This is a genomic window from Pelagerythrobacter sp., assembly GCF_041912895.1.
Taxonomy (GTDB): Bacteria; Pseudomonadota; Alphaproteobacteria; order Sphingomonadales; family Sphingomonadaceae; genus Pelagerythrobacter.
In genome coordinates this window covers 652,781-678,294 of record NZ_JAYSGI010000001.1, presented here as the reverse complement: position 1 = coordinate 678,294, position 25,514 = coordinate 652,781, and the positions used below count along the sequence as shown (strand labels likewise).

Genomic DNA, 25,514 nt, shown 5'->3' with positions numbered 1-25,514 from the left:
GTCTCCGTTTCCCCTGAACCATGGCGCTCTACTGGCACCGAAAGCTCGGCGAGTTGCCCTTGCGGACAACGGCCCCCTATTCCCACTCCCGACCCGCCGATCAAAGCAACATGTGCTTCGGGCGTGGATTTTGAGTCGCGCCTGTGGTTATCGTGCAACAAACAGTCATCCCGCCTTTCGGGGCGCATGTATTCGTTCGGGGAAGATAGCTTGACCGATAAATTCGAACCCAAGTTCGACGCCGCCGGCCTGTTGACCGCCGTGGTGATCGACGCGCTCGACGGCTCGGTGCGCATGGTCGGACATATGGACCGCGAGGCGCTCGACGCCACGCACAGGACGGGGCTGGCGCATTTCCATTCGCGCTCGCGCGGCAAGCTCTGGTGCAAGGGAGAAACCTCTGGCAACACGCTGACGGTCGAGGAAATTCTCGTCGACTGCGACCAGGATGCGGTGGTCCTGCGCTGCCGCGCGGCTGGGCCGACCTGCCACACCGGTGCGCGAAGCTGCTTCTTCCGGCGGCTCGAGGGCGACGACCTCGTAGCGCTTGAAGGTTGACGCTTACGTAAGGGGGAGTAAGGTAAGGCCATGTCACAGCCCGCCCGCAAGCTTTCCGAAACGCACTCCGGCGCGCATCTCGACCGGCCCGACAAGCACTCGCGCGAGCAGTTCTCGATCTCCGACCTGACGCAGGAGTTCGACTGCACCGCGCGCGCGCTCCGCTTCTACGAGGACGAAGGCCTGATCGCGCCCCGCCGCGTGGGCCTTTCGCGCGTCTATTCCAAGCGCGACCGCGCGCGGCTCGCGTGGATCATGCGGGCCAAGAACGTCGGCTTCTCGCTGACCGAGATTCGCGAGATGATCGACCTCTACGATCTGGGCGACGGGCGCGTCGAGCAGCGCCGCGTCACGGTCGAGAAATGCCGGGCGCACGTCGCCAAGCTCAAGCGCCAGCGGGCGGACATCGATTCCTCGATCAAGGAATTGACCGCCTTCATCAAGCTCGTCGACGCGATCGACTGACACCCCTTACCGCAGGACATTCCGATGCCGACCTATATCGCCCCGACCCGCGACACGCGCTTCGTCGTCAACGAAGTGCTCGATCTCGCCAGCTACGGTAATCTGCCGGGATTCGAGAGCGCCACGCCCGACATGATCGACGCGGTGATCGGCGAGGCCGGGCGGTTCTGCTCCGAAGTGCTCGCGCCGCTCAATCGCGCGGGCGACGAACACGGCTGCACCCGCAACGAAGACGGCTCGGTCACCACTCCGCCGGGCTTCAAAGCCGCGTTCGAGCAGTTCCGCGAAGGCGGCTGGAGCACACTTTCGGCACCCGAGGAATTCGGTGGCCAGGGCATGCCCCACGCGCTCGGCTTCGTGCTCGAAGAATTCATCTCGTCGGCCAATCAGGCGTTCGGCATGTACCCCGGCCTCACCAACGGCGCGGTCTCGGCGCTGCTCGCCAAGGGTTCGCCCGAATTGCAGGCGAAGTACGTGCCCAAGATGATCGCCAACGAATGGCTCGGCACGATGAACCTGACCGAGCCGCAGTGCGGCACCGACCTCGGCATGATCCGCACCAAGGCCGAGCCGCAGGCCGACGGCAGCTATAGGGTCACCGGCACCAAGATCTTCATCTCCGCCGGCGAGCACGACCTCACCGAGCAGATCATCCACCTCGTGCTGGCGAAGACGCCCGGCGCACCCGATTCGACCAAGGGCATCTCGCTGTTCGTGGTGCCCAAGGTGCTGGTGAACGACGATGGCAGTCTGGGAGAGCGCAACGGCGTCTCGTGTGGCTCGATCGAGCACAAGATGGGCATCCACGGCAACTCGACCTGCGTGCTCAACTACGACGGGGCGACCGGGTGGATGGTCGGCGAGGAGAACAAGGGCCTCGCCGCCATGTTCATCATGATGAACGCCGCGCGGCTCGGCGTCGGCATCCAGGGCTTCAGCCAGGCCGAGGCGGCCTACCAGAACGCGGTCGCCTACGCGATCGACCGACGGCAGGGCAGAGCGCTGACCGGCCCCGCCGAGCCGGAGGAGAAGGCCGACCCGATCATCGTCCACCCCGACGTGCGCCGCATGCTGATGGACGCCAAGGCCTTCACCGAAGGCTTCCGCGCGCTGGCGCTGTGGGGCGCGCTGCTCGTCGACCTGACGCACAAGGCCGCAACCGAGGAAGAGCGCGCCGAGGCCGATCTGCTGCTCGGGCTGATGACGCCGGTGATCAAGGGCTACGGCACCGACAAGGGCTTCGAGACTGCGGTGAACATGCAGCAGGTGTTCGGCGGGCACGGCTACATCGAGGAATGGGGCATGAGCCAGTTCGTGCGCGATGCCCGCATCACCCAGATCTACGAAGGCACCAACGGCGTGCAGGCGATGGACCTGTGCGGGCGCAAGCTGGCGCAGAACGGCGGCGCGGCGGTACAGGCGTTCTTCAAGCTGGTGGGCGAGGAAGCCGCCGCAGCGAAGAGCGACGAGGCCCTGGGCGCGCTCGCCGAGAAGCTCGAGAAGGCGCTGGGCGAACAGCAGGCCGCGACGATGTGGTTCATGCAGCACGCGATGAAGAACCCCAACGACCTCGGCGCGGGCGCGCACCACTACATGCACATCATGGGGATCGTGACGCTCGGCCTGATGTGGCTGCGCATGGCCAAGGTCGCGCAGGCGAAGCTGGGCGAGGGTGGCGATGACAAGGCGTTCTACGAAGCGAAGCTCGTCACCGCCCGCTACTACGCCGAACGCTTCCTGCCCGACGCCGGCGCGCTGCGGCGCAAGCTGGAAGCGGGCAGCGAAGCAATGATGGCGCTGGGCGAAGAGGCTTTCGCGACCGCTTCCTGACGCAAGGCGCTGTTACACGGACCGAGGGCCTTTAAAAAATAGCGCCGGCCCGAATCTGCGTTTGTTTTCAGACGGGTGCATCCAAAAGCGCTGTCTCGGTTGTCACCTTCCGTGTGCGGCGGGCGCAAGCACTTGCGCATTCGCCGCGCAGACTTCCTGAATCCGCTTGCAGGGCAGGGGTGGGGATCGACGATGGAAAGAGCCGACGCGAGGCTAGCAAAACTGTTGAAGTGTAGGAAAACGGTTTGCCGAAATCATCGTTAGCGACAGTTCGAATTCTTCGCCTTTCGTGATGTCCGTAATGGGATGGGAAGTGGAATGGCTTTTGACGGTAACCGACATAGCGCGGCGCTTTTCCCGGACACGATCTCAGTTAACGCAGGGAACCGCGTCAGCCAGTCGGATGCCACGACGATCCGCCAGCCTTAGGTCATGCCATTGTGGCAATACCGCCGCCCGCCGCCTTCTGAGCTTTTCGCATCGTGTCCGTCTTTATGAGCAGTGTCTGTAGATCATCCTCTGGGTGATCTAGCGCCACGATCGTGCAAAACATCGCGAGCGTGATGCCGAGACCGATGCACATGACCGGGAGCGCATCTACAAGAGCGTCGGGATCAGGACCTACAATGTGACCATCGTACGAACCGTCGGGATTACGGTTTAGGTAGCGGTGAAGGCTATTGAGCGAGTTGTGTGCCGATCCGGCGCTCAGGTGCTTATAAGTTTCGTAATGTCCATAAAGGTCGCTGCGCCTAGCCGCCTCTTTCACGGACACATCATCGGCGTTGGTGATCTTCGACTTAAGTTCTGCGACCTGCTCTCGCAACTGGGCTTCAATCTCTGGGTTGGGATCGTATGCTCCGGAGGCAAATTGCTCCAGATAATAGGAAGCGCGGTCCTTCTGCGATTTGCGTTCATCGTTGAGGAAGGCCCGGGTAGCGGCGGGACCATCCTTGTGGAGGTAACCAAGCCAAAATGCCGTCTCGTAGATGTTGCGAGTAAGTGTCTCCCCTTCCTGCACCATTGCCCGGCGATAAAGGATCAGTGCCGCTTGGAAAGCAGACAGTGCTCGGAACGTCATTCTGATCGACAGCGACACGGGATGTTGACTCGACAAACCCACCACTTCGTTGTCGCGGCGGTAGAAGGCATCGAGCCCTGCCCTGTTCAGCGCTTCCGCATGGGCGAACCACTCAGCGTGCGGGCGAACATACGCAGGCACTGCTTCTTCGATGTAGGGTGAAAGAAAGCCGTGGGTGCGAAACGCGTCTATGAAGCCCTGTTCTGTGCAGCTTAGGCGAAGGGCATCGTTATCAGCCATCACAAGGTCTCCTTACGAGAGATCATAACGGCGAACTGAAGGTCGGCAATTAGGGTCGTGAATCGACGTCGCTCTGATCGGGTTTACTCAACCGCCTCCAACCGAGCTCGTCACCCCGCGGAGGCGGGGGCCAGCTTGTGTTTACCGGATCACAGGGAAGCGGGATCCCCGCTTTCGCGGGGATGACAAGCGATGTGGAGCGGGTGGAGACGAGCGGAGAGGCTGGGTGCGGTGCGGAGAGGGAAGGGAAGACAGGCTGAATTTCGCGGCTCGGCAGTCCGTCACCCAACATACGCCCCACGCAATATCGCCAGCGCCCGCTCGGTCTCTACCGGGTCCGCAACCTCGTCGGGTTCGCCGTAGCCGAAGTCCTCGTTGGGGCCGTAGTACTGGATGACCACGCCGTCGCGGCGGGAGATGGCGTTCACGCCGCCGTAGTAGAGCGAATAGCGCGCGTCGTGCTGGGGCACGAGCCAGCCGATCTGACCGCGCACGGGGACCATGCCGGCGTCGGCCCAGATCGCCTTGGCGCCGAAGCCCATGCAGTTGACGATCACCGGCTCGCCCAGCGCGAGCGCGGCGGCGCGGTCGGGGAAGGCGCGGCGGATCATCCGGCCGCCGCGCAGCATGAACAATTGCGCGAGCCGGTCGGCGTAGCTGGCGACGTTGAACACCATGCCTTGCCCGGTCGCGGTGTCGCGCGGGGCGAAGGGATTTTCGGTGCCGCTGAGGCGCTCCCACGCGGGGGTGAGGTCGCGCACGCGGCGGTGCAGGTGGAGGAAATCGTGCTGCGCGGGCGGGGAGGGCGCGCCATCGTCGCCGCCGCTCACCTCGTATTGCGGGAGGAATTCGGCCGGATCGCCGACGAGGCCGATCATCCGCAAATGCGCTGCATAGGACGCACGCGCCCAGCCTTCCCAGCGCTCGGCGAAGCCGGTGGGCGCGGCGGTGGACAGCGCGACGCGGCTGCTCGGCGACCACACTCCGGTCGCGCGCGCCGAGCGGGTTTCGGGCGGAAATTCCTGCGCATAGATGGTGACCTTCGCCCCGCTTTCGATCAGCCGCAGCGCGGTGGTGAGGCCGATCACGCCCGCGCCGATCACCGCGAACTCGCTGGCGCCGCCCGAACGCGCGAGCATCGCGGCCTCGTCGGCGCAGCCCCAGCTGAGCGACCAGCCGGAGCCGCCGTGGCCGTAGTTGTGGACCACGGTCTTCTCGCCGAACCGTTCGATCTCCAACCGCGGACCCGCCGGGCGAAACGGGCGCAGGCACACGGTGATCTTCATCAGGTGCGCCATGTCGAGGTGGAGCGGCGCGAGGCGCGGCGTGCCCGGCGCAAGGGCGGGCGACAGGCCGGTCGCCGCGCGGGTGCAGCCTGCCAGCAACAGCGCGCCCGATCCGCCCACGAAAGCCCTGCGTTGCATCGCGACAGTCCCCCTTCATCTTTGGCGCATCCCCGGCACATCTCCGGCGCTGCGCCGATGTCTGGCAGCAAAAGCGGGCGAGATACAGTGCGCACGGGATTGGAAAGCCCGGGGCCGCGCGGTATGGCCCGGGAATGACGAGCGAACAGACCCTTTCCGATCGCCCGCAGGAGGCCGGAGCGCCCGCGCGCGGATCCGGTATCCTGCGCCGCGCTTTCGTGGATCATCCGCGCCTGGTGGGCGAGGGCTACCTCGAACATGCGGGCATCGCCGCCCGGTTCGGTGGCAAGATGGTCGCGGGCGGGATCAAGTGCCTCGCGCATGCGGTCGTGCCCGGCATGTTCGAGCGCGCGGCCAGCGATTGCGTGCGCGAGCTGCACCGCGAGCTGGAACAGCGCCGCCAGGCCGCAGCGCATACCGATCCCGACTACGTAATCTAGCCCGATGTTGTCGCATGTCGCGATCGTGGGCGGCGGGTTTTCCGGCACCCTGCAGGCGATCAACCTGTTACGGCACGACGGGCCGCGCGCCACGCTGATCGAGCGCCGCGACCGGGCGGGCGAGGGGCTCGCCTATGGCGAGGCCGCGCCCAGCCACGTGCTCAACGTCCGCGCGGCGGGGATGAACGCGCTGCCCGACGAGCCCGACAGCTTCGCCCGCTGGCTGGCCAGCAAGGGCCTGCCGTTCGCCGCCGATTCGTTTGCGCCGCGGCTGGTCTATGGCGCCTACCTGCGCGATCTGCTGGATCAGGAGATGGCGCGTCAGCCCGGGCGGCTGGAGCTGGTGCGCGGCGAAGCGACGTCGCTGGAGATGGGCGGCGACGTGCGCATCGCGCTCGACCGGGGCGGCACCGTGCGCGCCGACATCGCGATCCTGGCGGTCGGCAACCTGCCGCCGCATCATCCGCGCGGGCTGAGCGCCGATCTGGCGGGCGATCTCTACGCCGCCGACCCGTGGACCGACGCGGCGACCGCCGGTCTCACCAGCGAGGACACGGTGCTCGTCCTCGGCACCGGGCTGACGATGGTCGACATGGTGCTGCGGCTCGATGCCGAAGGGTTCGGCGGGCGGATCGTGGCGATGTCGCGGCGCGGGTTGCTCCCTCACCGGCACGACACGCAGCCGCCGTTCGCGCCGATCGAGGATCGGCCCGTGCCGCAGGCCTCCGCGCTGGTCCGCCACGTGCGCGGACGCGCCAGCGAGGTCGGCTGGCGCAACGCGGTGGACGAGTTGCGCCGCTTCACCGCGCCGCTGTGGCGCGCGGCGGACGATGCCGGGCGGGCGCGGTTCCTGCGCCATCTGCGCCCCTGGTGGGATATCCACCGCCACCGCATCGCTCCGGCGGTCGCCGACCGGCTGAACGCGCTGATGGCTGAGGGACGGCTGACGGTGATCGCGGGCAAGACCTGCGGCTTCGCGCCGGGTGAGGGCCACGCCGCCGTCACCCTGCGCCGCCGGGGCAACGCGGCGGAGCGCACGATCGAGGTGCGCCGGGTCATCAACTGCACCGGGCCGCAGGGCGATCTGGGCGCGACGCGCGAGCCTTTGCTGCAACAACTCACGCGCGGCGGAGTGATCCGGCCCGATCCGCTGCGCATCGGGATCGACGTCGACGCGCAGTCGCACACGATCGGCGCATCGGGGCGGCGGAACGAGCGGCTCTATGCGATCGGCCCGATGACGCGCGGCGCCTCGTGGGAAATCGTCGCCGTGCCCGATATCCGCGTGCAGGTCTGGGCGCTCGCCCGCCGCCTCTCCAATGCGCATTGGGTCGGCGGCGAGGGGCTCTAGCTTACTCTTCGGGCAGGAAGTCGGGCACCGAGAGATAGCGCTCGCCGGTGTCGTAGTTGAAGCCGAGCACGCGCGCGCCGGGCTCGAGATCGGGCAGCTTCTGCGCGATCGCGGCCAGCGTCGCTCCGCTCGAGATACCGACCAGCAGCCCTTCCTCGCGCGCACAGCGGCGGGCCATGTCCTTCGCCGCGTCGGCCGCGACCTGGATCGCGCCGTCGATCGCCTGCGTGTGGAGGTTGCCGGGGATGAACCCCGCGCCGATGCCCTGGATCGGGTGCGGGCCGGGCTGGCCACCGGCGATGACCGGCGATAGCTCGGGTTCGACCGCGTAGGCCTTCATCCCGCTCCAGTGGCGCTTCAGTTCCTCGGCGCATCCGGTCAGGTGGCCGCCGGTGCCGACGCCGGTGATGAGCACGTCGATCGGGCTGTCTTCGAAATCGGCGACGATTTCCTTCGCGGTGGTGGCGACGTGAATCTTCCAGTTCGCCTCGTTGTCGAACTGGCTGGGGATCCATGCGCCGTCGGTCTGCCCGGCCAGTTCGGTCGCGCGCTCGATCGCGCCCTTCATGCCCTTTTCCTTGGGGGTCAGGTCGAACGTCGCGCCGTAAGCGAGCATCAGGCGGCGGCGCTCGACACTCATGCTCTCGGGCATGACGAGAACCAGCTTGTAGCCCTTGACCGCGGCGACCATCGCCAGCCCGATCCCGGTGTTGCCGCTGGTCGGCTCGATGATCGTGCCGCCAGCCTTGAGCGCGCCGGATTTCTCCGCATCCTCGACCATGGCGAGCGCGATGCGATCCTTGATCGAGCCGCCGGGATTGCTCCGCTCGCTCTTCACCCAGACCTCGTGGTCGGGGAACAGGCGCGAGAGGCGGATGTGCGGGGTGCTGCCGATGGTTTCGAGAACGCTGGCGGCCTTCATGGGATATTCTCCTGCAATTTTTCTTCTGGCGTAGTCTCGACCAATTCCTCCGGCGGGTCAAAGGTCCGGGTGGTGCGCAGGACGGGAAAGATTTTCGCCCACAGCGCCACGGTGACGATCGCGCCCACGCCGCCGCTCACCACCGCCAGCACCGGCCCGATCAGCCAGGCGAGCGTGCCCGAAAAGAAGTCGCCGAATTCGTTGGAAGCGGAGATCGTCAGCAGCGAGACCGAAGACACCCGCCCGCGCTTGTCGTCGGGCGTGTGGAGCTGGATCAGCGACTGGCGGATATAGACCGAGAACATGTCCGCCGCGCCGACGATGAACAGCATCGCGAGGCTGAGCGGCATCCAGGTCGAGAGGCCGAACACCACCGTCGCGAGCCCGAACGCGGCGACCGCCCACAGCATCCTGGGGCCGACGTTGTTCTTGAGCGGGCGGAACGAGAACCACAGCGCGGTGATCGCCGCGCCCGCCGCCGGGGCCATCGCGAGCTGGGCGAGGCCCGTCTCCCCCACTTGCAGGATATCGCGCGCATAGACCGGGAACAGCGCGGTCGCCCCGGCGAGGAACACCGCGAACAGGTCCAGCGTAATCGCGCCCAGCACCATCTTGTTGCGCACGACATATTGCAGCCCGTCGATCATCTGCCCGATCGGCCGCGCCGCGCCGGGGATCGGCGGCTGCGGCACCTTGCCGATGCACGAGATCGCCGCGATCGAAACGCAGAACAGCGCCGCGGCGACGGCATAGGGCAGCGCGGGCACGATCGCGTGGAGGTATCCGCCGATCGCCGGGCCGACGATCATCCCGCTCTGCCACGCGATCGAGGACAGCGCGATGGCGTTGGGCAGGATCGCCTTGGGCACGAGGTTCGGCGCGAGCGCGGAGAGGGCGGGGCCGTTGAACGCGCGCACCACGCCCAGCACCACCGCGATCGCGAACAGCCAGTGGATGCGCAGCAGATCGTGCCAGGTCAGCAGCGCCAGCGTGACCGCGCACGCCAGTTGCAGCACCATCGTCAGCCGTGCGAGATTGCGCCGGTCGAACCGGTCGGCGGCAAGGCCGGAAAACGGGGTCAGCAGGAACAGCGGCACGAACTGGAACAGCCCGATCAGCGCGAGCTGGCCCGAGGCGCCCGCCACGCTCATGCCGCCGTCGCGCGCCATGTCGTAGGTCTGCCACCCGATGATGAGCATCATCGCGTATTGCGCCAGCGTCATCGACAGGCGCGACACCCAGTAGGCGCGGAAGTTGGCGATGCGGAACGGGGATCGCGGTTCGGTGATCACGCCCGCGCCATGGCACCGCGCATCGCGCAAGCCAAGCAATCAGATCGACCGCGGCGCGAAGCGGTGCTTGCCGCCCGCCCGCCCGGTTGGCGGATCAGCGGCGACGGCGCAGGCGCGGGTTGGGCTGGATCGCGTCGATCATGTCGACGAAGTCGTCGATGCGGATGATCCGTTCGAACTGGAAGCCGGCGCGGGTGTCGCGGGTCCAGATCACGTAGGCCTCGATCCGGCCGATGGTCGGCAGGCGGATGATAACGCGGTCGCCGCGGGCGAGATCCTTCGCATCGTCGACCATGAAGCCATGGTCGGAAACGTTGCAGACATGGAGCGGCATATCGCCGCGATCGTGATGCTCGGCGATCACGGAATGGTCGACCGGATGGCGCGCGGTTCGGCGCAGATCGGTAACGCTCAGATTCGCTCCAGCGGACACGTGGCGACAACCCCTTTTTTGTTGTTTGTTCGACGGGGTGTTCAATGCACGCGAAAGGCTGATATTTGGTAAAGCTGCGCACCCCCCGAACCGCGAAGGATTACGGGGTCGCGCAGCGATCAGCGGGTGAGGATTGCGTGCTTCTTCCGGCCGAGGCTGAGGCGCAGGTCGCGCCCGATTTCCGGCAGGACCAGAAAGCCCGGATCGGCAACCGCCGCACCATCGAGCCGAACGGCGTTTTCGGCGATCTTGCGCTTCGCCTCGCCGTTGGAGGCGGTGAAGCCGAGCGCGGTGAGCACCGCGCCGATGCGCATCCCCTCGGGCCCGACAGCGAGCGTCGGCAGGTCCTCGCCCGCGCCCCCGGCGAACGTTTCGGCCGCAGTCGCTTCGGCCGAGCGCGCCGAATCCTCGCCGCGCACCAGCCTGGTGACCTCGTTCGCGAGCACGACCTTGGCCGCGTTGATCTCGCTGCCTTCGAGCGCTTCGAGCCGCACGATCTCGTCGAGCGGCAGATCGGTGAACAGGCGCAGGAACCGGCCCACATCGCGGTCGTCGGCATTGCGCCAGTATTGCCAGAAATCGTATGCCGGGAGCTGCGCTTCGTTGAGCCACACCGCGCCGCCGGCGGTCTTGCCCATCTTCGCGCCGTCCGCCGTGGTCAGCAGCGGGGTTGTGAGGCCGAACAGCTCGGTTCCGTCCATCCGGCGGCCAAGCTCGACGCCGTTGACGATATTGCCCCACTGGTCGCTGCCGCCCATCTGCAACCGCGCGCCCATTTCCTGCGCCAGATGCCGGAAATCGTAGCCCTGCAGGATCATGTAATTGAATTCGAGGAAGGTCATCGGCTGCTCGCGTTCGAGCCGCAGGCGCACCGAATCGAACGTCAGCATCCGGTTGACGGTGAAATGGGTGCCGACCTTCTGCAGCATCTCGATATAGCCGAGCTCGCCCAGCCAGTCCTGATTGTCGACCATCACCGCGTCGGTCGGGCCGTCTCCGAACACGAGCAGTTTCTCGAACACCGTGCGGATACCCGCGATGTTGTCGGCGATCGCCTCGTCGGTCAGCATCTTGCGGCTTTCGTCGCGCCCGGTCGGATCGCCGACCCGCGTGGTGCCGCCGCCCATCAATACGATCGGCCTGTGCCCGGTCTGCTGCATCCGGCGCAGCATCATGATCTGCACCAGGCTGCCGACGTGAAGGCTGGGCGCGGTGGCATCGAAACCGATATAGCCGGGCACGACCTGCCGCGCGGCGAGGGCGTCCAGCCCCGCGGCGTCGGTCGCCTGATGGACATAGCCGCGTTCGTCGAGCACGCGCAGCAATTCGGATTCGTAAGTCGTCATAGGCCCTCTGTGCGGGGGCGGCGCGTAGCACGAGGACACCCGGTTGCAAACGCATGAACTCGTCGCGCATCCCGACCATCCGCCGCTGGCGGTGACACGGGTCGAGGCGCGCATTCTGAATTCCGACAGCGAGTGGCTGCGGCTGCGCTGGCGGATCGAGGGGATCGGCCAGCTGGTGATGCCGGCCTTCGCGGGGCGGGGCAGGGCGGACGAGCTGTGGCGCACGACGTGCTTCGAGCTGTTCCTGCGGCCCGAGGGAAGCACGGGATACTGCGAGATCAACCTCTCCCCTTCCGAACGCTGGGCCGCCTACGATTTCACCAGGTACCGCACGGGAATTAGCGAGCGCCCATTCCCGCGCGAACCCGACTGCACGATGCGCACCGGCAGTGCGATGGCGATCTTCGATGCCACCGTGCCGCGCGCGGGCCTCCCGCGTTCGGACTGCGCGGCGGGCCTCTGCGCGGTGATCGAGGAGGAGGGGCGAACGCTCAGCTACTGGGCGCTCGCCCATCCCGCCGGGCCGCCCGATTTCCACGACGGAGCTTGCTTCGCAGGCAGGCTTGCGGCACCCGCAGGGGCATGAAATTCGGCATCGACCGGCTGCTCGCCGACCCCGCCCTCCGGAAACCGCTCGAAGGCACGCGCGTCGCGCTCGTGGCGCATCCCGCCTCGGTCACCGAGGATTTGATGCACAGCCTCGATGCGCTGATCGCGGCGGGCGTCAACGTGTCCAGCGCCTTCGGCCCGCAGCACGGCCTGAAGGGCGACAAGCAGGACAACATGGTCGAAACCGCGGACGAGACAGATCCGCACTACGGTATCCCGATCTTCAGCCTTTATGGCGAGGTGCGCCGCCCGACCGGGCAGATGATGTCGAGCGCCGACGTGTTCCTGTTCGACCTGCAGGACCTCGGCTGCCGCATCTACACGTTCGTCACCACGCTGCTCTACCTGCTGGAAGAGGGGGCGAAACACGGCAAGAGCGTGTGGGTGCTCGACCGGCCGAACCCCGCCGGCCGCCCCGTCGAGGGCACGTTGCTGGTACCGGGGCAGGAGAGCTTCGTCGGCGCCGCGCCGATGCCGATGCGCCACGGGCTGACGATGGGCGAGATGGGGCAATGGTTCGTCGATCATCTCGGGCTCGACGTCGATTACAAGGTGATCGGGATGGAGGGCTGGCAGCCCGGCGGTCCGGGTCACGGCTGGCCTGCCGATCGCGTGTGGATCAACCCGAGCCCCAATGCGGCGAACGTCAACATGGCGCGCGCCTATGCCGGTACGGTGATGATCGAGGGGACGACGCTGAGCGAAGGGCGCGGCACCACGCGCCCGCTCGAGGTACTGTTCGGCGCGCCCGATCTCGACGCCGCGGCGATTCACGCCGAGATGGCGCGGCTCGCCCCCGAATGGCTCGCCGGATGCGCCTTGCGTGAATGCTGGTTCGAGCCGACCTTCCACAAGCACGCGGGCGAGACGTGCGGCGCGCTGATGATCCACGCCGAAGCTCCGTTCTACGATCACGCCGCGTTCCGACCGTGGCGGCTCCAGGCGCTCGCCTTCAAGGCGATCCGCCGCCTGCATTCCGATTACGATCTGTGGCGCGATTTCCCCTACGAATACGAACTCTCGCGCCTCGCGATCGACGTAATCAACGGCGGCCCCGGCCTGCGCCAGTGGGTCGACGACGCCGAGGCCGAACCGGACGACCTCGACAGCACGGCTTCGGCGGACGAGGCCGCGTGGCGTGAGCAGATCGCACCGATTCTTCGATATTCCTGATCGCCGCTTGACGCACGCCCGATACTAAGGGAGGTTCGATCCGGCGACGGGCATACCCGCGCTTCAGGAGAGGGTCGGGTATGGCGACGGCAGCAGGTACAACCACCACGCAGCGATCGGTGCGCGCGACGCTGTGGATCCTGCTGATCGTCTATATCTTCAATTTCATCGACCGGCAGATCGTGAACATCCTGGCCGAGCCGATCGCGCTCGAACTCGGGCTCAGCGACACGCAGATCGGGCTGATGACGGGGCTCGCTTTCGCGCTGTTCTACACCGCGCTGGGCTTGCCGATCGCGCGCTATGCCGACCGGCCGACCACAAACCGGCCGCGCCTGATCGCGATCGCGCTCGCCACCTGGTCGGCGATGACCGCGCTGTGCGGGATGGCGAACAACTTCGTGCAGCTCCTGCTCGCGCGGATCGGGGTGGGTGTGGGCGAAGCGGGGTGCACGCCGCCCGCGCACTCGCTCATCAGCGACATCGTGCCGCCCGAACGGCGCAGCTCGGCACTGGCGTTCTACGCGCTCGGCATCCCGATCGGCACGCTGCTGGGTATGATGATCGGCGGGTTCCTCGCCGACTGGGTGGGTTGGCGGATGGCGTTCCTGATCGTCGGCCTGCCGGGCGTCGCGCTGGCGCTGGTGGTCCATTTCGCGCTGCGTGACCCGCGCCAGAGGCTGGCCGCCGCGATGCCCGCCGACACCGCGCCCGAAGCGAGCGTCTCCACCTGGACGGCGGTCCGCTCGGTGATGGGATCGCGCGCCTTCGTCCTGCTGCTCGCGGCCGGTTCGACCGCCGCCTTCCTCGCCTACGGCAAGACGACGTGGACCACGATCTTCTTCCAGCGCACGCACGACATGACCCCGGGCGAGGTCGGCTTCTGGTTCGGCGTCATCAACGGGGCGGCGGGAATCTTCGGCACGTGGTTCGGCGGATGGCTGGCCGACCGGTACGGCGCGAAGAACCGCCGCCACGTGCTCACCGCGCCCGCGATCGGCATGGCCGTCGCCGCGCCGATCGCCTTCCTCGCCTATCAGGCGAGCACCTGGCAGGTCGCGCTGGTGCTGCTGATCGTGCCGACGCTGTGCAACTCGCTCTACTACGGCCCGACCTACTCGGCCGCGCAGGGCCTCGTGCCGCTGCGCGCGCGGGCGATCGCGGCGGCGATGGTGCTGTTCTTCCAAAACCTGATCGGGCTGGGGCTCGGCCCGCTGTTCTTCGGCATGCTGTCGGACATGCTGCACCCGGCCTACGGCGAGGAAAGCGTGCGCTACGTGCTCTACGGCGCGGCGTTCCTCGGGCTGGTCCCGGCATTCTTCTTCTGGCGCTGCAGCCTGCGGCTCGACGAGGAGCTCGACCGCAAGGGCTAGTCCAGCTTGTGCAGCAGCTTCGCGCCCTTTTCGGGGGGAGCGGGCAGCGGGCGAATATCGTTCACGTCGCGGTGCATCTGCATCACCGCGCAGCCGTCGATCCGCTTGTCGACCGCTGCGATCATCGGCGCTTCGCCGGGTTTCGCCGGCTCGCTGTCGAGGCCCGGTTGCCCGCTCGCCGCGCGGGCCTCGCGAATACGGTCGCGACAGGCGACCTCGCCTGGCACAGGAGCCGGTTCGACGGTCAACGCTCGGCTATCGCACGCCTCAGCGTTGAACACCGGCACACTCCCGCTGCACGGGCGATATTCGGCGGGCAGGGCGGCAACGCGACCCCCGTCCATCGTCTGCGAAGGCGAAGGCCCAGCGAACGCCGCGGCAGCCGCGAGGGGAAGGGTGATCCAGTGCATCGCGTTCTCCTCCGCCGCGAGAATACACTAAACACCCGGTCGCCTCAAACTATCGGCCTGTCGGGCTCGCGGATCGGCTGGACGAGGCTGACGAGCACGAAGCTGATCAGCATCAGCAGGAACCAGCTCCCGAGCTTCGCCAGCCCGACCATCTCCCACCCGTCCTCCTGCCCGGGATAGGACCAAGCGCGGGCGAAGGTGCCGATGTTCTCGGCGAACCAGATGAACAGCGCGACGAGCGCGAAGCCGAGCAGCAGCGGCATCCAGCGGTGCGCGCGCCAGTTGCGGAAATGGACCCGCGTGCGCCAGAACAGCAGCGCGGCCGCCGCGAACAGCAGATAGCGGATGTCCGGCAGCCAGTGATGCGCGAAGAAGTTGACGTAGATCGCGGCGGCCAGCAGCCAGGTCGCCCAGCGCGGCGGATAGGCGGTGTAGCGGAAATCGAAGATGCGCCAGACGCGCGCGATATAGCTGCCGACGGCGGCATACATGAAGCCGGAAAACAGCGGCACCTCGCCGATCCGCAGCAGGCTGGGCTCGGGATAGACCCACGATCCGGCGGCGGTCTTGAACAGTTCCATCACCGTGCCGACGACGTGGAAGATCGCGATCACTTTCGCCTCTCCCCACGTCTCGAGCCGGAACGCGAGCATTCCCGCCTGTATCGCCAGCGCGGCGAGCGTGAGGAAATCGTACCGCGCGAGCGGCGCGTCGGTCGGATAGAGGAAATGCGTGCCGAGCAGCAGCGCCAGCATCAGCGCGCCGAACAGGCACGCCCATCCCTGCTTGAACCCGAACAGCAGGAATTCGTAGAGCCACAGCCGCCAGCCCGACCCCGGATCGAACCGCTCGAGGCGAAGGCGGACCGCCTCGAACCGGGTGTGCCTCAAGCGCCTACCCCTGCTTACGGCTCAACTCGCGCATCGCATCGTCGAGGCCGTCGAGGGTAAGCGGATACATCCGGTCGTTGACAAGTTGCTTGATGATCTTGGTCGACTGCGAATAGCCCCACTGCTTTTCCGGCACCGGGTTCAGCCACACGGTCGCCGGATAGGTGCTGGTCACGCGGCTCATCCACGCCGCGCCCGCTTCCTCGTTCATGTGCTCGACGCTGCCGCCGGGGTGGGTGACCTCGTAGGGGCTCATCGCCGCGTCGCCGACGAAGATCACCTTGTAGTCGTGGCCGTACTTGTGGAGCACGTCCCAGGTCTTGGTCCGCTCCTGCCAGCGGCGGCGATTGTCCTTCCATACGCCGTCGTAGAGGCAGTTGTGGAAGTAGAAGAACTCGAGGTTCTTGAACTCGGCATTGGCCGCGCTGAACAGTTCCTCGCACAGCTTGACGAACGGGTCCATCGACCCGCCGACATCGAGGAACAGCAGCAGCTTCACCGCATTGTGCCGCTCCGGCCGCATATGGATATCGAGCCAGCCCTGCCGCGCGGTGCCCGAAATCGTCGCGTCGAGATCCAGCTCGTCGGCCGCGCCCTCGCGCGCGAAGCGGCGCAGGCGGCGCAGCGCCATCTTGATGTTGCGGGTGCCCAGTTCCTTCGTGTTGTCGAGGTTCTTGAACTCGCGCTTGTCCCACACCTTGATCGCGCGCTTGTGCCGGCTTTCGCCGCCGATCCGCACGCCTTCGGGGTTGTAGCCCGAGTTGCCGAACGGGCTGGTCCCGCCGGTGCCGATCCACTTGTTGCCGCCCTGGTGGCGCTTTTCCTGTTCCTCGAGCCGCTTCTTCAGCGTCTCCATGATCTCGTTCCAATCGCCGAGCGACTTGATCGCCGCCATTTCCTCGGGCGTCAGGAACTTCTCCGCCACGGCCTTGAGCCAGTCTTCGGGAACGTCCGCCGGCCTGGTGCCGTAATCGGCCAGCACGCCCTTGAAGACCTTCTGGAACACCTGGTCGAAGCGGTCGAGCAGCCCCTCGTCCTTCACGAAGGTCGCGCGGCTGAGGTAGTAGAACGCCTCGGGCGTTTCCTCGATCACGTCGCGGTCGAGCGCTTCGAGCAGCGTCAGGTGTTCCTTGAAGCTGGCAGGGATGCCCGCGGCGCGTAGCTCGTCGACGAAATTGAAGAACATCGCATCGTCCTACCCGCTCCGCGGCACGCTCGCCAGCATGACGTTACGGCAGGTATCCGGGCACAGCGCCCCAGCGGCTTAAAACTTCGATAACCATGCCTCGATAGACCCTTGCGCGGACAAGCAGGGCCGGGGGTGCGCTTTCGATGGAAGAACTGAAGATCGATGTCGGCAGCAGCGAGCCGATCAACCGCATTCCGGAAAGCTGCGGCGAGGTCACCGTCGGCTGCACCGATGTCGCGGGGATCGTCGAGGCGGTCATCCGCTCGTCGGAAACGCTGCGCGCCGAGCATGACGCCCTGCGCGGCACCGTCGAGGCACTCGAGGCGGATCAGGACAAGGTCTCGCAGGCGAGCGACGAGGCTCGGCTGCTGTCCGAACGGGCGATCGACCGGCTGGGGCAGGGCACCGAGCTGATCCACTCCTCGCTCGGCCAGATCACCGGCCTGCTCGAACTCGTCGGTACGCTGACCCAGCACGTCACCGGCTTCGCCGCCGCGATGGATCAGGTGCGCCGCTGTTCGCAGGATATCGAGCAGATCGCCGAGACGACCAACATCCTCGCGTTGAACGCCACGATCGAGGCGATGCGCGCAGGCGACGCGGGCCGCACCTTCGCAGTCGTCGCCAACGAGGTTAAGAGCCTCGCCGGCGACACCCGCCGCGCGACCGAGGAAATCGCGCGCACCATCGATACGCTGGGCGGCGAGGCGAACTCGGTGATCGCACAGATTGAAAACGGCGCGGAAGCGAGCAAGCAGGCCAAGGCCTCGGTGTTCCAGATCGAACAGACGATCCAGGGCGTCGCCGATCTGGTCGAGGAGGTCGACCGTCAGAACGACGAAATCGCCCGCGCGACCGGTACGATCAGCGGCCATGTCGGCCGCGTCCAGCGCGTGCTCGACAATTTCGATGTCGCCGCGGTGGAGAACGAGAGCAAGCTGCAGAGCGCCCATCAGCGGATGGAACAGCTCGAGATGACCGCCAGCGAGATGTTCGATTCGATCGTCAAGGCCGGGCTGTCGCCGCAGGACAGCGCGATGGTCGAACGTGCGCAGGCTAATGCCCGCGAAGTCGAGCGGCTGGCCGAGGAAGCGATCGCCGCCGGCGGGCTGACGCCGGACCAGCTTTTCGACAGCGACTATCGCGAAATAGAAGGGAGCAATCCCAAGCGCTTCCGCACCGCGCTGATGGACTGGGCGCACGAACACTGGCGCCCGCTGCTCGACCGCGCGCCCAAGGAAATCGGCCCCGTCATGGCCGCCGCCTGCACCGATATGAACGGCTACCTGCCCACGCACCTGACCCGCCATTCGCAGGAACCGACCGGCGACCTCGCGCACGATACCCGCTATTGCCGCAACGGCCGTATCATCCTCGACGCGATCGACCACAAGGCCAAACGCAGCGGCGACGCCTACATGATGGCGGTTTATCGCCAGGAAGGCGACGGCAAGACCTACCGCGTGGTCCGCAACGTCTACGTCCCGGTGTTCGTCGCCGGCCGCCGCTGGGGCGATTTCGAGCTGGCCTACAGCTTCGACTGAGGAGCGCGTCGACCACTCACCGGGGGTGCTAAAAACTTAGGTCTGGCAGATTGTGACGAGTTTTTTACAATGAAGTGCCCACGCGAGTCAGATACCGATCGGGTCCGCGCTTTTGAAGCCGGTTCGGCCACCCTTGCACCGATAGTTATGCGCGTATATCTTGCGCATGAAAGGTGATGCGAATGAATGCACACACGCGCGGCTCGCTCCGCCGGGCAACCAATGTCTCGCTAGACCAGTCGCTCGTGGAGGCTGCGCGCGAACTCGACATCAATCTGTCGCGCGCCTGCGAGGAGGGCCTTGCCCGAGAGGTCAAGACGACGCGCGAAGCCCGCTGGCGGGAAGAGAATGCCGAGGCGATCCAGGCGTGGAACGACCACGTCGCGGAGCATGGGCTCCCGCTCGCCAAATACCGCAAATTCTAGTGGCGAAATTCGATGTCTACCGCCTGCGCGAAAATTCGATGCTCGTGGTCGATTGCCAAGCCGATGTGCTCGACGATCTGAAAACCCGATTCGTAGTTCCGCTCTTTTCTGCCGAGGCTGGGGTCGCCCGATCCATGCGCCTTAACCCGACTGTCGAATTTGAGGGCGCTGCATACACCGTGGCTCCCCAAGGAGCGGCGACATTGACTTTGGCAGAATTGGGCCCCCCAATCGGTTCTCTGGCCGAACATGACCTCACCATCGGCAACGCGCTCGACATGCTCATCTCAGGCTTCTGAGCGTCCGCTACCCCTGCCGCCGCGCCATGAACGCCAGCCTCTCGAACAGCATCACGTCCTGCTCGTTCTTGAGCAGCGCGCCGTGGAGCGGCGGGACGGCGCTGTTGGGATTGCTGTCCTGCAGCACCTCGAGCGGCATGTCCTCGTTCAGCAGCAGCTTGAGCCAGTCGAGCAGTTCGCTGGTCGAGGGCTTCTTCTTCAGGCCCGGCACTTCGCGGATTTCGTAGAACATCTCCATCGCCTTGGTGACGAGGTTTTTCTGGATGCCGGGGTGGTGGACCTCGATGATCTCACGCATCGTTTCGCGGTCGGGAAACTTGATGTAGTGGAAGAAGCAACGGCGCAGGAAGGCGTCGGGCAGTTCCTTCTCGTTGTTCGAGGTGATGACGACGATCGGGCGCTCCTTCGCCGCAATCAGCTCCTGCGTCTCGTAAACGTCGAAGCTCATCCGGTCGAGTTCCTGCAACAGGTCGTTGGGGAACTCGATGTCGGCCTTGTCGATTTCGTCGATCAGCAGCACCGGCAGTTCGGGGCTGGTGAACGCCTCCCACAGCTTGCCGCGCTTGATGTAGTTGCGGATGTCGTGGACCCGCTCGTCGCCGAGTTGCCCGTCGCGCAGGCGGGCGACCGCATCGTATTCGTAGAGGCCCTGGTGCGCCTTGGTGGTGGATTTCACGTTCCACTCGATCAGCGGCGCGCCGATGGCCTTGGCGATCTCGTGCGCGAGCACCGTCTTGCCCGTGCCCGGCTCGCCCTTGACCAGCAGTGGGCGGCGCAGCGTGACCGCCGCGTCCACGGCGACCTTGAGATCGTCGGTCGCGATATACGAGCTGGTGCCTTCGAAGCGCTGGGTCATCCGGTTTCCTCTTGCAACTTTACGTGCGCGTTAAGGCGTGCGGCGCGCCGGGGCAAGGGTCAGATCATTCGAGCGAGAGGATGCGCTGGGCGATCAGTTCGAGGGTGCCGGCATCGACCGGGGCCTGCGGATCGTTCCAGCTCAACGACAGCACGCGCCACGCGCCCGCCTCGTCCTGCAACAGCCACGTAAGGTTGAGCACCCCCGGCTCCGATCCGCCCTTGTAGCCGACGTAGCGCCATTCGCCGCGCTTTGCCTCGGGCATCGCGGGGGAGACGGCCGTGATCTCCCGCGCGGTCGGATCGTCCAGCGCGCCGATGCGGCGCAACAGCGCGGCGAGATCGCGGCCGCTGGCGAACCATTCGAGCGTGTCGATTTCGGTCGGTTGGGTAAAGGTCGGCTTGACGATCCGCTCGGGATCGCCCGCGATTTCCTGCGCGAAGGCATCGAGCAGCCGCTTCTGTTCGGCCTCGTCCGCCGCGGCGTAGGCCTGCCCGCGTGGGAGGTCGCCCTTGAGGCCGAACAGTTCGAGCGTGGTCAGGAACGGCAGGGTCCGATCCGGCGCGGAATGGCCGCTGGCGCGCAGTTCCTCGGCGATCGCGTCTCGCCCGACCACGGCGATCAGCTGGTCGGTCGCGGTGTTGTCGCTGATCGAGATCATCAAGGTGGCGAGCGTGTGAAGCGTGACCGGCGCGCCCTTCGGCCAGTTCTGCGCCATGCCGCTCGGGAGCGATTTCACCGCGAGCGGCACCACCTCGTCCCACGAATGCTCGCCCGCCGCGATCTGGCGCGCGAGGGCGGAGAGGACATAGAGCTTGAAGGTCGAGCCGATGGCGAACTGGCGGTCGGCGTTGGCGGCCAGGATCGGTTCGGCCCCTTCGGCGAGCGGTGCGTAATAGACGCTGGTTGCGCCCGGCAGCGCGGCGAGGTCGGCGGTGATCTTCTCCGCGCTGTCGTCGATCGGATCGAACTGGTTGAGGCGTAAACCGATCACGAGGCCCTGCGCGTCGAGCTGCATCGGCCCGCGCGCGATCGCCCGTTCATAGCGGATCGCGATGTTCGCGCCATCGGGGCCGACCGGATCGGCACCTTCCAGCCCCTGCAACGGCCCGAACTGTGCGGCGAGCTGCTGCGCCAGCGCGGTGAGTTGTGCTTCCGGCACTGCGGCGAGGAAAGCGGGGGCGAACACCTCGGCGGCCGGCTTCTCGCCGCGCAGCACGGCGACCACGCCCTCGGCGGCGGTTGCGATCGGGCCGGGCACGGCGTCCTCCTGCGGTTGGGGCGGTTGCGCAGCAAGCTGGATGGGCGACGCAGCGAGCGCAAGCCCGAGGGCGATGGTGCGAAGCATGGGATTTCCTCCTGTCGGCGAGAACTATGCGGTTTTCAGGCGAGCGCGTCGAGCGCGGCGATCTCGCGTTCGAGTGCGCGTGCAGTGCGGCGGTTGAGCCAGGCGATCCCGGCGAAAATACCGGTCACGATCAACGCCGGCAGCGCGAGGCCGCCGAGTGCCGCCGGCCATCCGATTTCGCGCGCGACGGGCAGGGCCGAGCCGACGAACACCAGCACCATGCCGGGCACCAGCGGGGCCAGATACCAGCGCGACACGCTCGCCAGGGCGCGGCGCTGACGTTCGTACTGCGCGCGCAGGTGACTGCGGCCATCGGCTTCTAGGCGATGGGGTAACAGGCTCGCGCGCCGGTGAAGCCCCAACAGAACCACGCCCATGCCGACGATCGCGACGATCCAGCCGAGCGTTATCACCAACTCACCCGCCAGCGCGGTCTGCACGGCGATCCAGCCGAACACCGCCATGACGGCACCGCCCGCGAGATATTCGAGCAGGTTGCGGCGGCGGATACGGCGCTCGAACCGCGAGTGCCGGCGCGCGAATTCCTCTTGCGGGGTGAAGCGGGCGTCGGCCTCGTCGCCGGCCCAGCTTTCCAACAGCGGATCGGTCATGACGTGGCCCCTCCTTTCGCGGGCTCGGCAAAGGCATTGGCGAGCAGCGCCTTCACCCGGTGAATTCGCACGTTGGCGGCATTGACGCCGAGGCCGGTGATTTCGGCGATTTCCGCGCCGCTCTGACCTTCGAGCCATAGCACGATCGCCTGCGCGTCGAGCGGGGACAGACGGCGGATCAATTCGCGCACCCGGGCGATCGCATGGCTCTCCGCCGCCAGCCGCTCGGCGTCGGCCGCAGCGGGCAGGGCCTCGATCTCCTCCAGCGGCACTGGGCGCGGGCGGTTCGCCGCAGCGGCGACGTGATCGGCCGCGACATTGTGCGCGACGCGGTAAATCCAGGTCTTGAGCGAGCAGCGCCTGTCGAACCGGGCGAAGCTGCGCCACAGCTCGCAGTGGATGTCCTGCTCCAGGTCGCGCGCCTTGTCGGCATCGCGCTCCATCGCGCGGGCGAGGCGCGCGATAGCCGGGGCGAAATGCTCGCCCGCCTCGCGGTAGAGATCGTCCTGTGCCTGCTCCATGGCTCCCTTAGTCCGATCGCGGCGGGATTTCTTACGCGGCGGGCGAAACTTTCCGCCGCCTCGGGCGCATTGCTATCAAGCCCCGCCGACCGAGGAGACCCCATGCCGACCGAAACGCTGACCATCGCCGGGCCCGCCGGCAACGACCTGTCCGGCGCGCTCGAACTGCCCGACGGGCCGGTGCGCGGGGCGGCGCTCTATGCCCACTGCTTCACCTGCACCAAGCAAAGCCGCGCCGCGGTCGCGGTCAGCCGCGCGCTGGCCGGGCGCGGGATCGCGTGCCTGCGGTTCGACTTCACCGGGCTGGGCGACAGCGGCGGCGATTTCGGCGCCGACAGCTTTCCCGCCGATGTCGGCGACGTCGAGGCCGCGACCGCGGCGCTGGTCGACCGGTTCGGCCCGGGCGTGCTGCTGGTCGGCCACAGCCTCGGCGGGGCGGCGGTGCTGGCGGCGGCGGGCGAACTGAAGGAAGTCGCCGCGGTGGCGACGATCGCCGCGCCCGCCGATGTGGCGCACGTACTGCACCAGCTCTCGGGCGATCTCGACGCGGTCGAGAAGAACGGGCGCGGCGAGGTCGAGATCGGCGGACGGCCGTTTACCATCTCGCGCGCCTTTCTTGAGCACCTGCACGGGGTCGACCTCGCGGGCGAAGTCGGCGAACTCGACCGGCCGCTGCTGATCATGCATTCGCCCACCGACCAGCTCGTCGGGATCGAGAACGCCGCGCGGCTGTTCGAAGCGGCGAAACATCCCAAGAGCTTCGTCAGCCTCGCGGGCGCCGATCACCTGCTGCTCGAAGCGCGCGACGCCGAATTCGCCGCCACCGTCATCGCCGCTTGGGCGAGCCGTTATCTGCCGGACGCAAGCTAAGCGTCGATCATCTCGCGGTCGAATTCGCCCGCGCGGTTCTGGATGAAGTTGAAGCGGTGTTCCGGGTTGCGGCCCATGAGCTGGTCGACCAGTTCCTTCACCGCGTGCCGCTGCTCGTGTTCGGCGGGGAGGGTGATGCGGATCAGGCTGCGCGTTTCCGGGTTCATCGTGGTTTCGCGCAATTGCTGTGGGTTCATCTCGCCGAGGCCCTTGAAGCGCGAGACCTCGACCTTCTTGCCCTTGAACGTGGTCGCTTCCAGTTCGGCGCGGTGCGCGTCGTCGCGGGCATAGGCGCTCTCCTTGCCCGCGGTCAGGCGATAGAGCGGGGGCTGGGCGAGGAACAGGTGCCCGCGCCGGACTATGTCGGGCATTTCCTGGAAGAAGAACGTCATCAGCAGCGTGGCGATATGCGCGCCGTCGACATCGGCGTCGGTCATGATGACGATGCGGTCGTAGCGCAGGCCTTCCGCATCGCAATCCTTGCGCGTGCCGCAACCCATCGCGAGCACCAGGTCGGCGATTTCGCTGTTGGCGCGGATCTTGTCCGCGCTGGCGCTGGCGACGTTGAGGATCTTGCCGCGGATCGGCAGGATCGCCTGCGTCTTGCGGTTGCGCGCCTGCTTGGCGCTGCCCCCGGCGCTGTCGCCCTCGACGATGAACAGCTCGGTCTCGCCGCTGCCTTCGCCCGAACAGTCGGTCAGCTTGCCGGGCAGGCGCAGCTTCTTGGCGTTGGTCGCGGTCTTGCGCTTGACCTCGCGCTCGGCCTTGCGGCGCAGGCGCTCGTCCATCCGCTCCATCACGCTGCCGAGCAGCGCGCGCCCGCGCTCCATGTTGTCGGACAGGAAATGGTCGAAGTGGTCGCGGACCGCGTTCTCGACCAGGCGCGCGGCCTCGGGGCTGGTCAGGCGGTCCTTGGTCTGGCTCTGGAACTGCGGATCGCGGATGAACACGCTGAGCATGATCTCGGCGCCGGTCATCACGTCGTCGGCGGAGATGTCCTTCGCCTTCTTCTGGCCGGTCAGCTCGCCGAACGCGCGCAGCCCCTTGGTCAGCGCGGCGCGCAGGCCCTGCTCGTGCGTACCGCCGTCGGGGGTCGGCACGGTGTTGCAGTACCAGCTCGTCGAGCCATCGGACCACAGCGGCCAGGCGATCGCCCATTCGACGCGGCCCTGCTGGTCGGCGAATTCCTGGCTGCCCGCGAAGGGCTGGCTGGTGACGCACTCGCGCTCGCCGACCTGCTCGGCCAGATGATCGGCGAGCCCGCCGGGGAACTTGAACACCGCTTCGGCCGGAACGTCCTCGCTGGCGAGCGAGGCGGCGCATTTCCAGCGGATCTCGACCCCGGCGAACAGGTACGCCTTCGATCGTGCCAGCTTGTAGAGGCGCTTGGGGCTGAACTGGCGGTCGCCGAAGATCTCGGTGTCGGGGGTGAAGGCGACCGTGGTCCCGCGGCGGTTCGGCGTCGGGCCCAGTTCCTGCAACTTGCCCAGCGTCTCGCCGCGCGCGAATTCCTGCGCATAGAGCTGGCGGTCGCGCGCGACCTCGACCCGGGTGTGGCTCGACAGCGCGTTGACCACGCTCACGCCGACGCCGTGCAGGCCGCCGCTGGTGGCGTAGGCTTTCCCTGAGAACTTGCCGCCCGAATGCAGCGTGCCGAGGATCACCTCGAGCGTCGACTTGCCGGGAAACTTGGGATGCTCGGCCACCGGCATCCCGCGCCCATTGTCGGCGATGGCGATGCGGTTGCCTTCCTCCAGGCTCACCTCGATCCGGGTGGCGTGCCCCGCCACCGCCTCGTCCATCGCGTTGTCGAGCACTTCGGCGGCGAGGTGATGCAGCGCGCGGTCGTCGGTGCCGCCGATGTACATTCCGGGGCGGCGGCGGACGGGCTCGAGCCCTTCCAGCACCTCGATCGAGGAGGCATCGTAGTCGCCGCTCGAAGCGGGCGTGTCGGCAAACAGGTCTTCTGACATACGAGTGCTATTGGCCGCGGATTCGCGGACCTTCAAGCGGC

General features: G+C 66.9%; 26 protein-coding genes. 12 read left to right on the top strand and 14 right to left on the bottom strand.

The window, feature by feature from the left end:
- Positions 1-186 precede the first annotated feature (186 nt).
- The 3 genes from hisI to ACE3QC_RS03415 are packed head-to-tail and all read left to right on the top strand — an operon-like array spanning position 187 to position 2,853.
- Entirely contained in the window at positions 187-558 is a 372-nt protein-coding gene (hisI, locus tag ACE3QC_RS03425) for a phosphoribosyl-AMP cyclohydrolase (RefSeq protein ID WP_374406630.1), read from the top strand.
- Between the two features lie 30 nt (positions 559-588).
- Entirely contained in the window at positions 589-1,023 is a 435-nt protein-coding gene (locus ACE3QC_RS03420) for a MerR family DNA-binding transcriptional regulator (protein WP_374405707.1), read from the top strand.
- A gap of 24 nt (positions 1,024-1,047) precedes the next feature.
- Positions 1,048-2,853, top strand: a complete 1,806-nt coding sequence (locus ACE3QC_RS03415) for an acyl-CoA dehydrogenase C-terminal domain-containing protein (RefSeq protein ID WP_374405706.1) — start codon at positions 1,048-1,050, stop codon at positions 2,851-2,853.
- A 430-nt stretch (positions 2,854-3,283) separates the two neighbouring features.
- On the opposite strand, the gene ACE3QC_RS03410 is transcribed toward ACE3QC_RS03415, so the two are convergent.
- A complete protein-coding gene (locus tag ACE3QC_RS03410) occupies positions 3,284-4,174 on the bottom strand; it encodes a DUF5677 domain-containing protein (protein WP_374405705.1) in 891 nt (296 codons plus the stop codon).
- 281 nt (positions 4,175-4,455) lie between these two features.
- Entirely contained in the window at positions 4,456-5,598 is a 1,143-nt protein-coding gene (locus ACE3QC_RS03405) for an FAD-dependent oxidoreductase (protein ID WP_374405704.1), read from the bottom strand.
- Between the two features lie 134 nt (positions 5,599-5,732).
- Between ACE3QC_RS03405 and ACE3QC_RS03400 the strand changes: the two genes are divergently transcribed.
- Both ACE3QC_RS03400 and ACE3QC_RS03395 read left to right on the top strand, forming a co-directional pair.
- The gene (locus tag ACE3QC_RS03400) at positions 5,733-6,038 is read left to right on the top strand and encodes a DUF6356 family protein (protein ID WP_374405703.1); all 306 of its coding nucleotides are present in this window, start codon (positions 5,733-5,735) and stop codon (positions 6,036-6,038) included.
- 4 nt (positions 6,039-6,042) lie between these two features.
- Positions 6,043-7,389 (top strand): FAD/NAD(P)-binding protein, encoded by a 1,347-nt coding sequence (locus tag ACE3QC_RS03395; protein WP_374405702.1) that lies wholly within the window; start codon positions 6,043-6,045, stop codon positions 7,387-7,389.
- Position 7,390: 1 nt separating this feature from the next.
- On the opposite strand, the gene cysK is transcribed toward ACE3QC_RS03395, so the two are convergent.
- From cysK to tyrS, 4 genes are all read right to left on the bottom strand, one after another.
- Positions 7,391-8,311 carry a cysteine synthase A gene (gene cysK, locus ACE3QC_RS03390; protein ID WP_374405701.1) on the bottom strand — a complete coding sequence of 307 codons (921 nt, stop codon included), beginning with the start codon at positions 8,309-8,311 and terminating at the stop codon, positions 7,391-7,393.
- Complete coding sequence (locus tag ACE3QC_RS03385; RefSeq protein ID WP_374406628.1) at positions 8,308-9,534, bottom strand: MFS transporter; 1,227 nt, start codon at positions 9,532-9,534, stop codon at positions 8,308-8,310. The genes cysK and ACE3QC_RS03385 overlap by 4 nt, the downstream gene beginning before the upstream one ends.
- Before the next feature lie 163 nt (positions 9,535-9,697).
- On the bottom strand, positions 9,698-10,036 hold the full coding sequence (locus ACE3QC_RS03380) for a PilZ domain-containing protein (protein ID WP_374405700.1): 339 nt from the start codon (positions 10,034-10,036) through the stop codon (positions 9,698-9,700).
- A gap of 119 nt (positions 10,037-10,155) precedes the next feature.
- Positions 10,156-11,382 (bottom strand): tyrosine--tRNA ligase, encoded by a 1,227-nt coding sequence (tyrS, locus tag ACE3QC_RS03375; protein ID WP_374405699.1) that lies wholly within the window; start codon positions 11,380-11,382, stop codon positions 10,156-10,158.
- Between the two features lie 43 nt (positions 11,383-11,425).
- Here tyrS and ACE3QC_RS03370 point away from each other — a divergent pair, with 43 nt between their 5' ends.
- The 3 genes from ACE3QC_RS03370 (at position 11,426) to ACE3QC_RS03360 (ending at position 14,537) form a co-directional block, all read left to right on the top strand.
- Entirely contained in the window at positions 11,426-11,968 is a 543-nt protein-coding gene (locus ACE3QC_RS03370; RefSeq protein WP_374405698.1) for a DOMON-like domain-containing protein, read from the top strand.
- The gene (locus ACE3QC_RS03365; RefSeq protein ID WP_374405697.1) at positions 11,965-13,164 is read left to right on the top strand and encodes an exo-beta-N-acetylmuramidase NamZ domain-containing protein; all 1,200 of its coding nucleotides are present in this window, start codon (positions 11,965-11,967) and stop codon (positions 13,162-13,164) included. The genes ACE3QC_RS03370 and ACE3QC_RS03365 overlap by 4 nt, the downstream gene beginning before the upstream one ends.
- An 80-nt stretch (positions 13,165-13,244) precedes the next feature.
- The gene (locus ACE3QC_RS03360; protein WP_374405696.1) at positions 13,245-14,537 is read left to right on the top strand and encodes a spinster family MFS transporter; all 1,293 of its coding nucleotides are present in this window, start codon (positions 13,245-13,247) and stop codon (positions 14,535-14,537) included.
- On the opposite strand, the gene ACE3QC_RS03355 is transcribed toward ACE3QC_RS03360, so the two are convergent.
- The 3 genes from ACE3QC_RS03355 to ACE3QC_RS03345 are packed head-to-tail and all read right to left on the bottom strand — an operon-like array spanning position 14,534 to position 17,023.
- A complete protein-coding gene (locus ACE3QC_RS03355) occupies positions 14,534-14,947 on the bottom strand; it encodes a hypothetical protein (RefSeq protein WP_374405695.1) in 414 nt (137 codons plus the stop codon). The genes ACE3QC_RS03360 and ACE3QC_RS03355 overlap by 4 nt on opposite strands.
- A 44-nt stretch (positions 14,948-14,991) precedes the next feature.
- Positions 14,992-15,837 (bottom strand): DUF817 domain-containing protein, encoded by an 846-nt coding sequence (locus ACE3QC_RS03350; RefSeq protein WP_374405694.1) that lies wholly within the window; start codon positions 15,835-15,837, stop codon positions 14,992-14,994.
- Between the two features lie 4 nt (positions 15,838-15,841).
- A complete protein-coding gene (locus ACE3QC_RS03345; RefSeq protein ID WP_374405693.1) occupies positions 15,842-17,023 on the bottom strand; it encodes a VWA domain-containing protein in 1,182 nt (393 codons plus the stop codon).
- Between the two features lie 146 nt (positions 17,024-17,169).
- Between ACE3QC_RS03345 and ACE3QC_RS03340 the strand changes: the two genes are divergently transcribed.
- From ACE3QC_RS03340 to ACE3QC_RS03330, 3 genes are all read left to right on the top strand, one after another.
- The gene (locus tag ACE3QC_RS03340) at positions 17,170-18,570 is read left to right on the top strand and encodes a methyl-accepting chemotaxis protein (RefSeq protein ID WP_374405692.1); all 1,401 of its coding nucleotides are present in this window, start codon (positions 17,170-17,172) and stop codon (positions 18,568-18,570) included.
- A 182-nt stretch (positions 18,571-18,752) separates the two neighbouring features.
- The gene (locus ACE3QC_RS03335) at positions 18,753-18,995 is read left to right on the top strand and encodes a type II toxin-antitoxin system CcdA family antitoxin (protein WP_374405691.1); all 243 of its coding nucleotides are present in this window, start codon (positions 18,753-18,755) and stop codon (positions 18,993-18,995) included.
- On the top strand, positions 18,995-19,294 hold the full coding sequence (locus ACE3QC_RS03330) for a CcdB family protein (protein ID WP_374405690.1): 300 nt from the start codon (positions 18,995-18,997) through the stop codon (positions 19,292-19,294). The genes ACE3QC_RS03335 and ACE3QC_RS03330 overlap by 1 nt, the downstream gene beginning before the upstream one ends.
- Positions 19,295-19,301: 7 nt before the next feature.
- Here ACE3QC_RS03330 and ACE3QC_RS03325 read toward each other — a convergent pair whose 3' ends face one another.
- The 4 genes from ACE3QC_RS03325 to ACE3QC_RS03310 all read right to left on the bottom strand — a co-directional run bounded on the left by ACE3QC_RS03325 (position 19,302) and on the right by ACE3QC_RS03310 (position 22,630).
- Positions 19,302-20,150, bottom strand: coding sequence for an AAA family ATPase (locus tag ACE3QC_RS03325; protein WP_374405689.1), 849 nt, complete (start codon positions 20,148-20,150; stop codon positions 19,302-19,304).
- Between the two features lie 64 nt (positions 20,151-20,214).
- A complete protein-coding gene (locus ACE3QC_RS03320) occupies positions 20,215-21,498 on the bottom strand; it encodes a serine hydrolase (RefSeq protein ID WP_374405688.1) in 1,284 nt (427 codons plus the stop codon).
- Positions 21,499-21,533: 35 nt separating this feature from the next.
- Positions 21,534-22,109: a hypothetical protein gene (locus tag ACE3QC_RS03315; protein WP_374405687.1), complete on the bottom strand. Its 576-nt coding sequence runs from the start codon at positions 22,107-22,109 to the stop codon at positions 21,534-21,536.
- The gene (locus ACE3QC_RS03310) at positions 22,106-22,630 is read right to left on the bottom strand and encodes an RNA polymerase sigma factor (RefSeq protein ID WP_374405686.1); all 525 of its coding nucleotides are present in this window, start codon (positions 22,628-22,630) and stop codon (positions 22,106-22,108) included. The genes ACE3QC_RS03315 and ACE3QC_RS03310 overlap by 4 nt, the downstream gene beginning before the upstream one ends.
- A gap of 102 nt (positions 22,631-22,732) precedes the next feature.
- On the opposite strand from ACE3QC_RS03310, the gene ACE3QC_RS03305 reads away from it, so the two are divergent.
- A complete protein-coding gene (locus ACE3QC_RS03305; protein WP_374405685.1) occupies positions 22,733-23,500 on the top strand; it encodes an alpha/beta hydrolase family protein in 768 nt (255 codons plus the stop codon).
- On the opposite strand, the gene parE is transcribed toward ACE3QC_RS03305, so the two are convergent.
- Complete coding sequence (gene parE / locus ACE3QC_RS03300; protein WP_374405684.1) at positions 23,497-25,473, bottom strand: DNA topoisomerase IV subunit B; 1,977 nt, start codon at positions 25,471-25,473, stop codon at positions 23,497-23,499. The genes ACE3QC_RS03305 and parE overlap by 4 nt on opposite strands.
- Positions 25,474-25,514: the final 41 nt, after the last annotated feature.

Excerpts from the sequence above, each read along its gene's own strand:
- ACE3QC_RS03340 (WP_374405692.1), top strand. The coding sequence starts at position 17,170 with ATGGAAGAACTGAAGATCGATGTCGGCAGCAGCGAGCCGATCAACCGC.
- ACE3QC_RS03320 (WP_374405688.1), bottom strand. The coding sequence starts at position 21,498 with ATGCTTCGCACCATCGCCCTCGGGCTTGCGCTCGCTGCGTCGCCCATC.
- ACE3QC_RS03310 (WP_374405686.1), bottom strand. The coding sequence starts at position 22,630 with ATGGAGCAGGCACAGGACGATCTCTACCGCGAGGCGGGCGAGCATTTC.
- ACE3QC_RS03325 (WP_374405689.1), bottom strand. The coding sequence starts at position 20,150 with ATGACCCAGCGCTTCGAAGGCACCAGCTCGTATATCGCGACCGACGAT.
- ACE3QC_RS03410 (WP_374405705.1), bottom strand. The coding sequence starts at position 4,174 with ATGGCTGATAACGATGCCCTTCGCCTAAGCTGCACAGAACAGGGCTTC.
- hisI (WP_374406630.1), top strand. The coding sequence starts at position 187 with ATGTATTCGTTCGGGGAAGATAGCTTGACCGATAAATTCGAACCCAAG.
- tyrS (WP_374405699.1), bottom strand. The coding sequence starts at position 11,382 with ATGACGACTTACGAATCCGAATTGCTGCGCGTGCTCGACGAACGCGGC.
- ACE3QC_RS03395 (WP_374405702.1), top strand. The coding sequence starts at position 6,043 with ATGTTGTCGCATGTCGCGATCGTGGGCGGCGGGTTTTCCGGCACCCTG.
- ACE3QC_RS03360 (WP_374405696.1), top strand. The coding sequence starts at position 13,245 with ATGGCGACGGCAGCAGGTACAACCACCACGCAGCGATCGGTGCGCGCG.
- ACE3QC_RS03355 (WP_374405695.1), bottom strand. The coding sequence starts at position 14,947 with ATGCACTGGATCACCCTTCCCCTCGCGGCTGCCGCGGCGTTCGCTGGG.
- ACE3QC_RS03365 (WP_374405697.1), top strand. The coding sequence starts at position 11,965 with ATGAAATTCGGCATCGACCGGCTGCTCGCCGACCCCGCCCTCCGGAAA.
- ACE3QC_RS03385 (WP_374406628.1), bottom strand. The coding sequence starts at position 9,534 with ATGACGCTGGCGCAATACGCGATGATGCTCATCATCGGGTGGCAGACC.
- ACE3QC_RS03400 (WP_374405703.1), top strand. The coding sequence starts at position 5,733 with ATGACGAGCGAACAGACCCTTTCCGATCGCCCGCAGGAGGCCGGAGCG.
- ACE3QC_RS03405 (WP_374405704.1), bottom strand. The coding sequence starts at position 5,598 with ATGCAACGCAGGGCTTTCGTGGGCGGATCGGGCGCGCTGTTGCTGGCA.
- parE (WP_374405684.1), bottom strand. The coding sequence starts at position 25,473 with ATGTCAGAAGACCTGTTTGCCGACACGCCCGCTTCGAGCGGCGACTAC.
- ACE3QC_RS03315 (WP_374405687.1), bottom strand. The coding sequence starts at position 22,109 with ATGACCGATCCGCTGTTGGAAAGCTGGGCCGGCGACGAGGCCGACGCC.
- cysK (WP_374405701.1), bottom strand. The coding sequence starts at position 8,311 with ATGAAGGCCGCCAGCGTTCTCGAAACCATCGGCAGCACCCCGCACATC.
- ACE3QC_RS03420 (WP_374405707.1), top strand. The coding sequence starts at position 589 with ATGTCACAGCCCGCCCGCAAGCTTTCCGAAACGCACTCCGGCGCGCAT.
- ACE3QC_RS03335 (WP_374405691.1), top strand. The coding sequence starts at position 18,753 with ATGAATGCACACACGCGCGGCTCGCTCCGCCGGGCAACCAATGTCTCG.
- ACE3QC_RS03345 (WP_374405693.1), bottom strand. The coding sequence starts at position 17,023 with ATGTTCTTCAATTTCGTCGACGAGCTACGCGCCGCGGGCATCCCTGCC.
- ACE3QC_RS03305 (WP_374405685.1), top strand. The coding sequence starts at position 22,733 with ATGCCGACCGAAACGCTGACCATCGCCGGGCCCGCCGGCAACGACCTG.
- ACE3QC_RS03415 (WP_374405706.1), top strand. The coding sequence starts at position 1,048 with ATGCCGACCTATATCGCCCCGACCCGCGACACGCGCTTCGTCGTCAAC.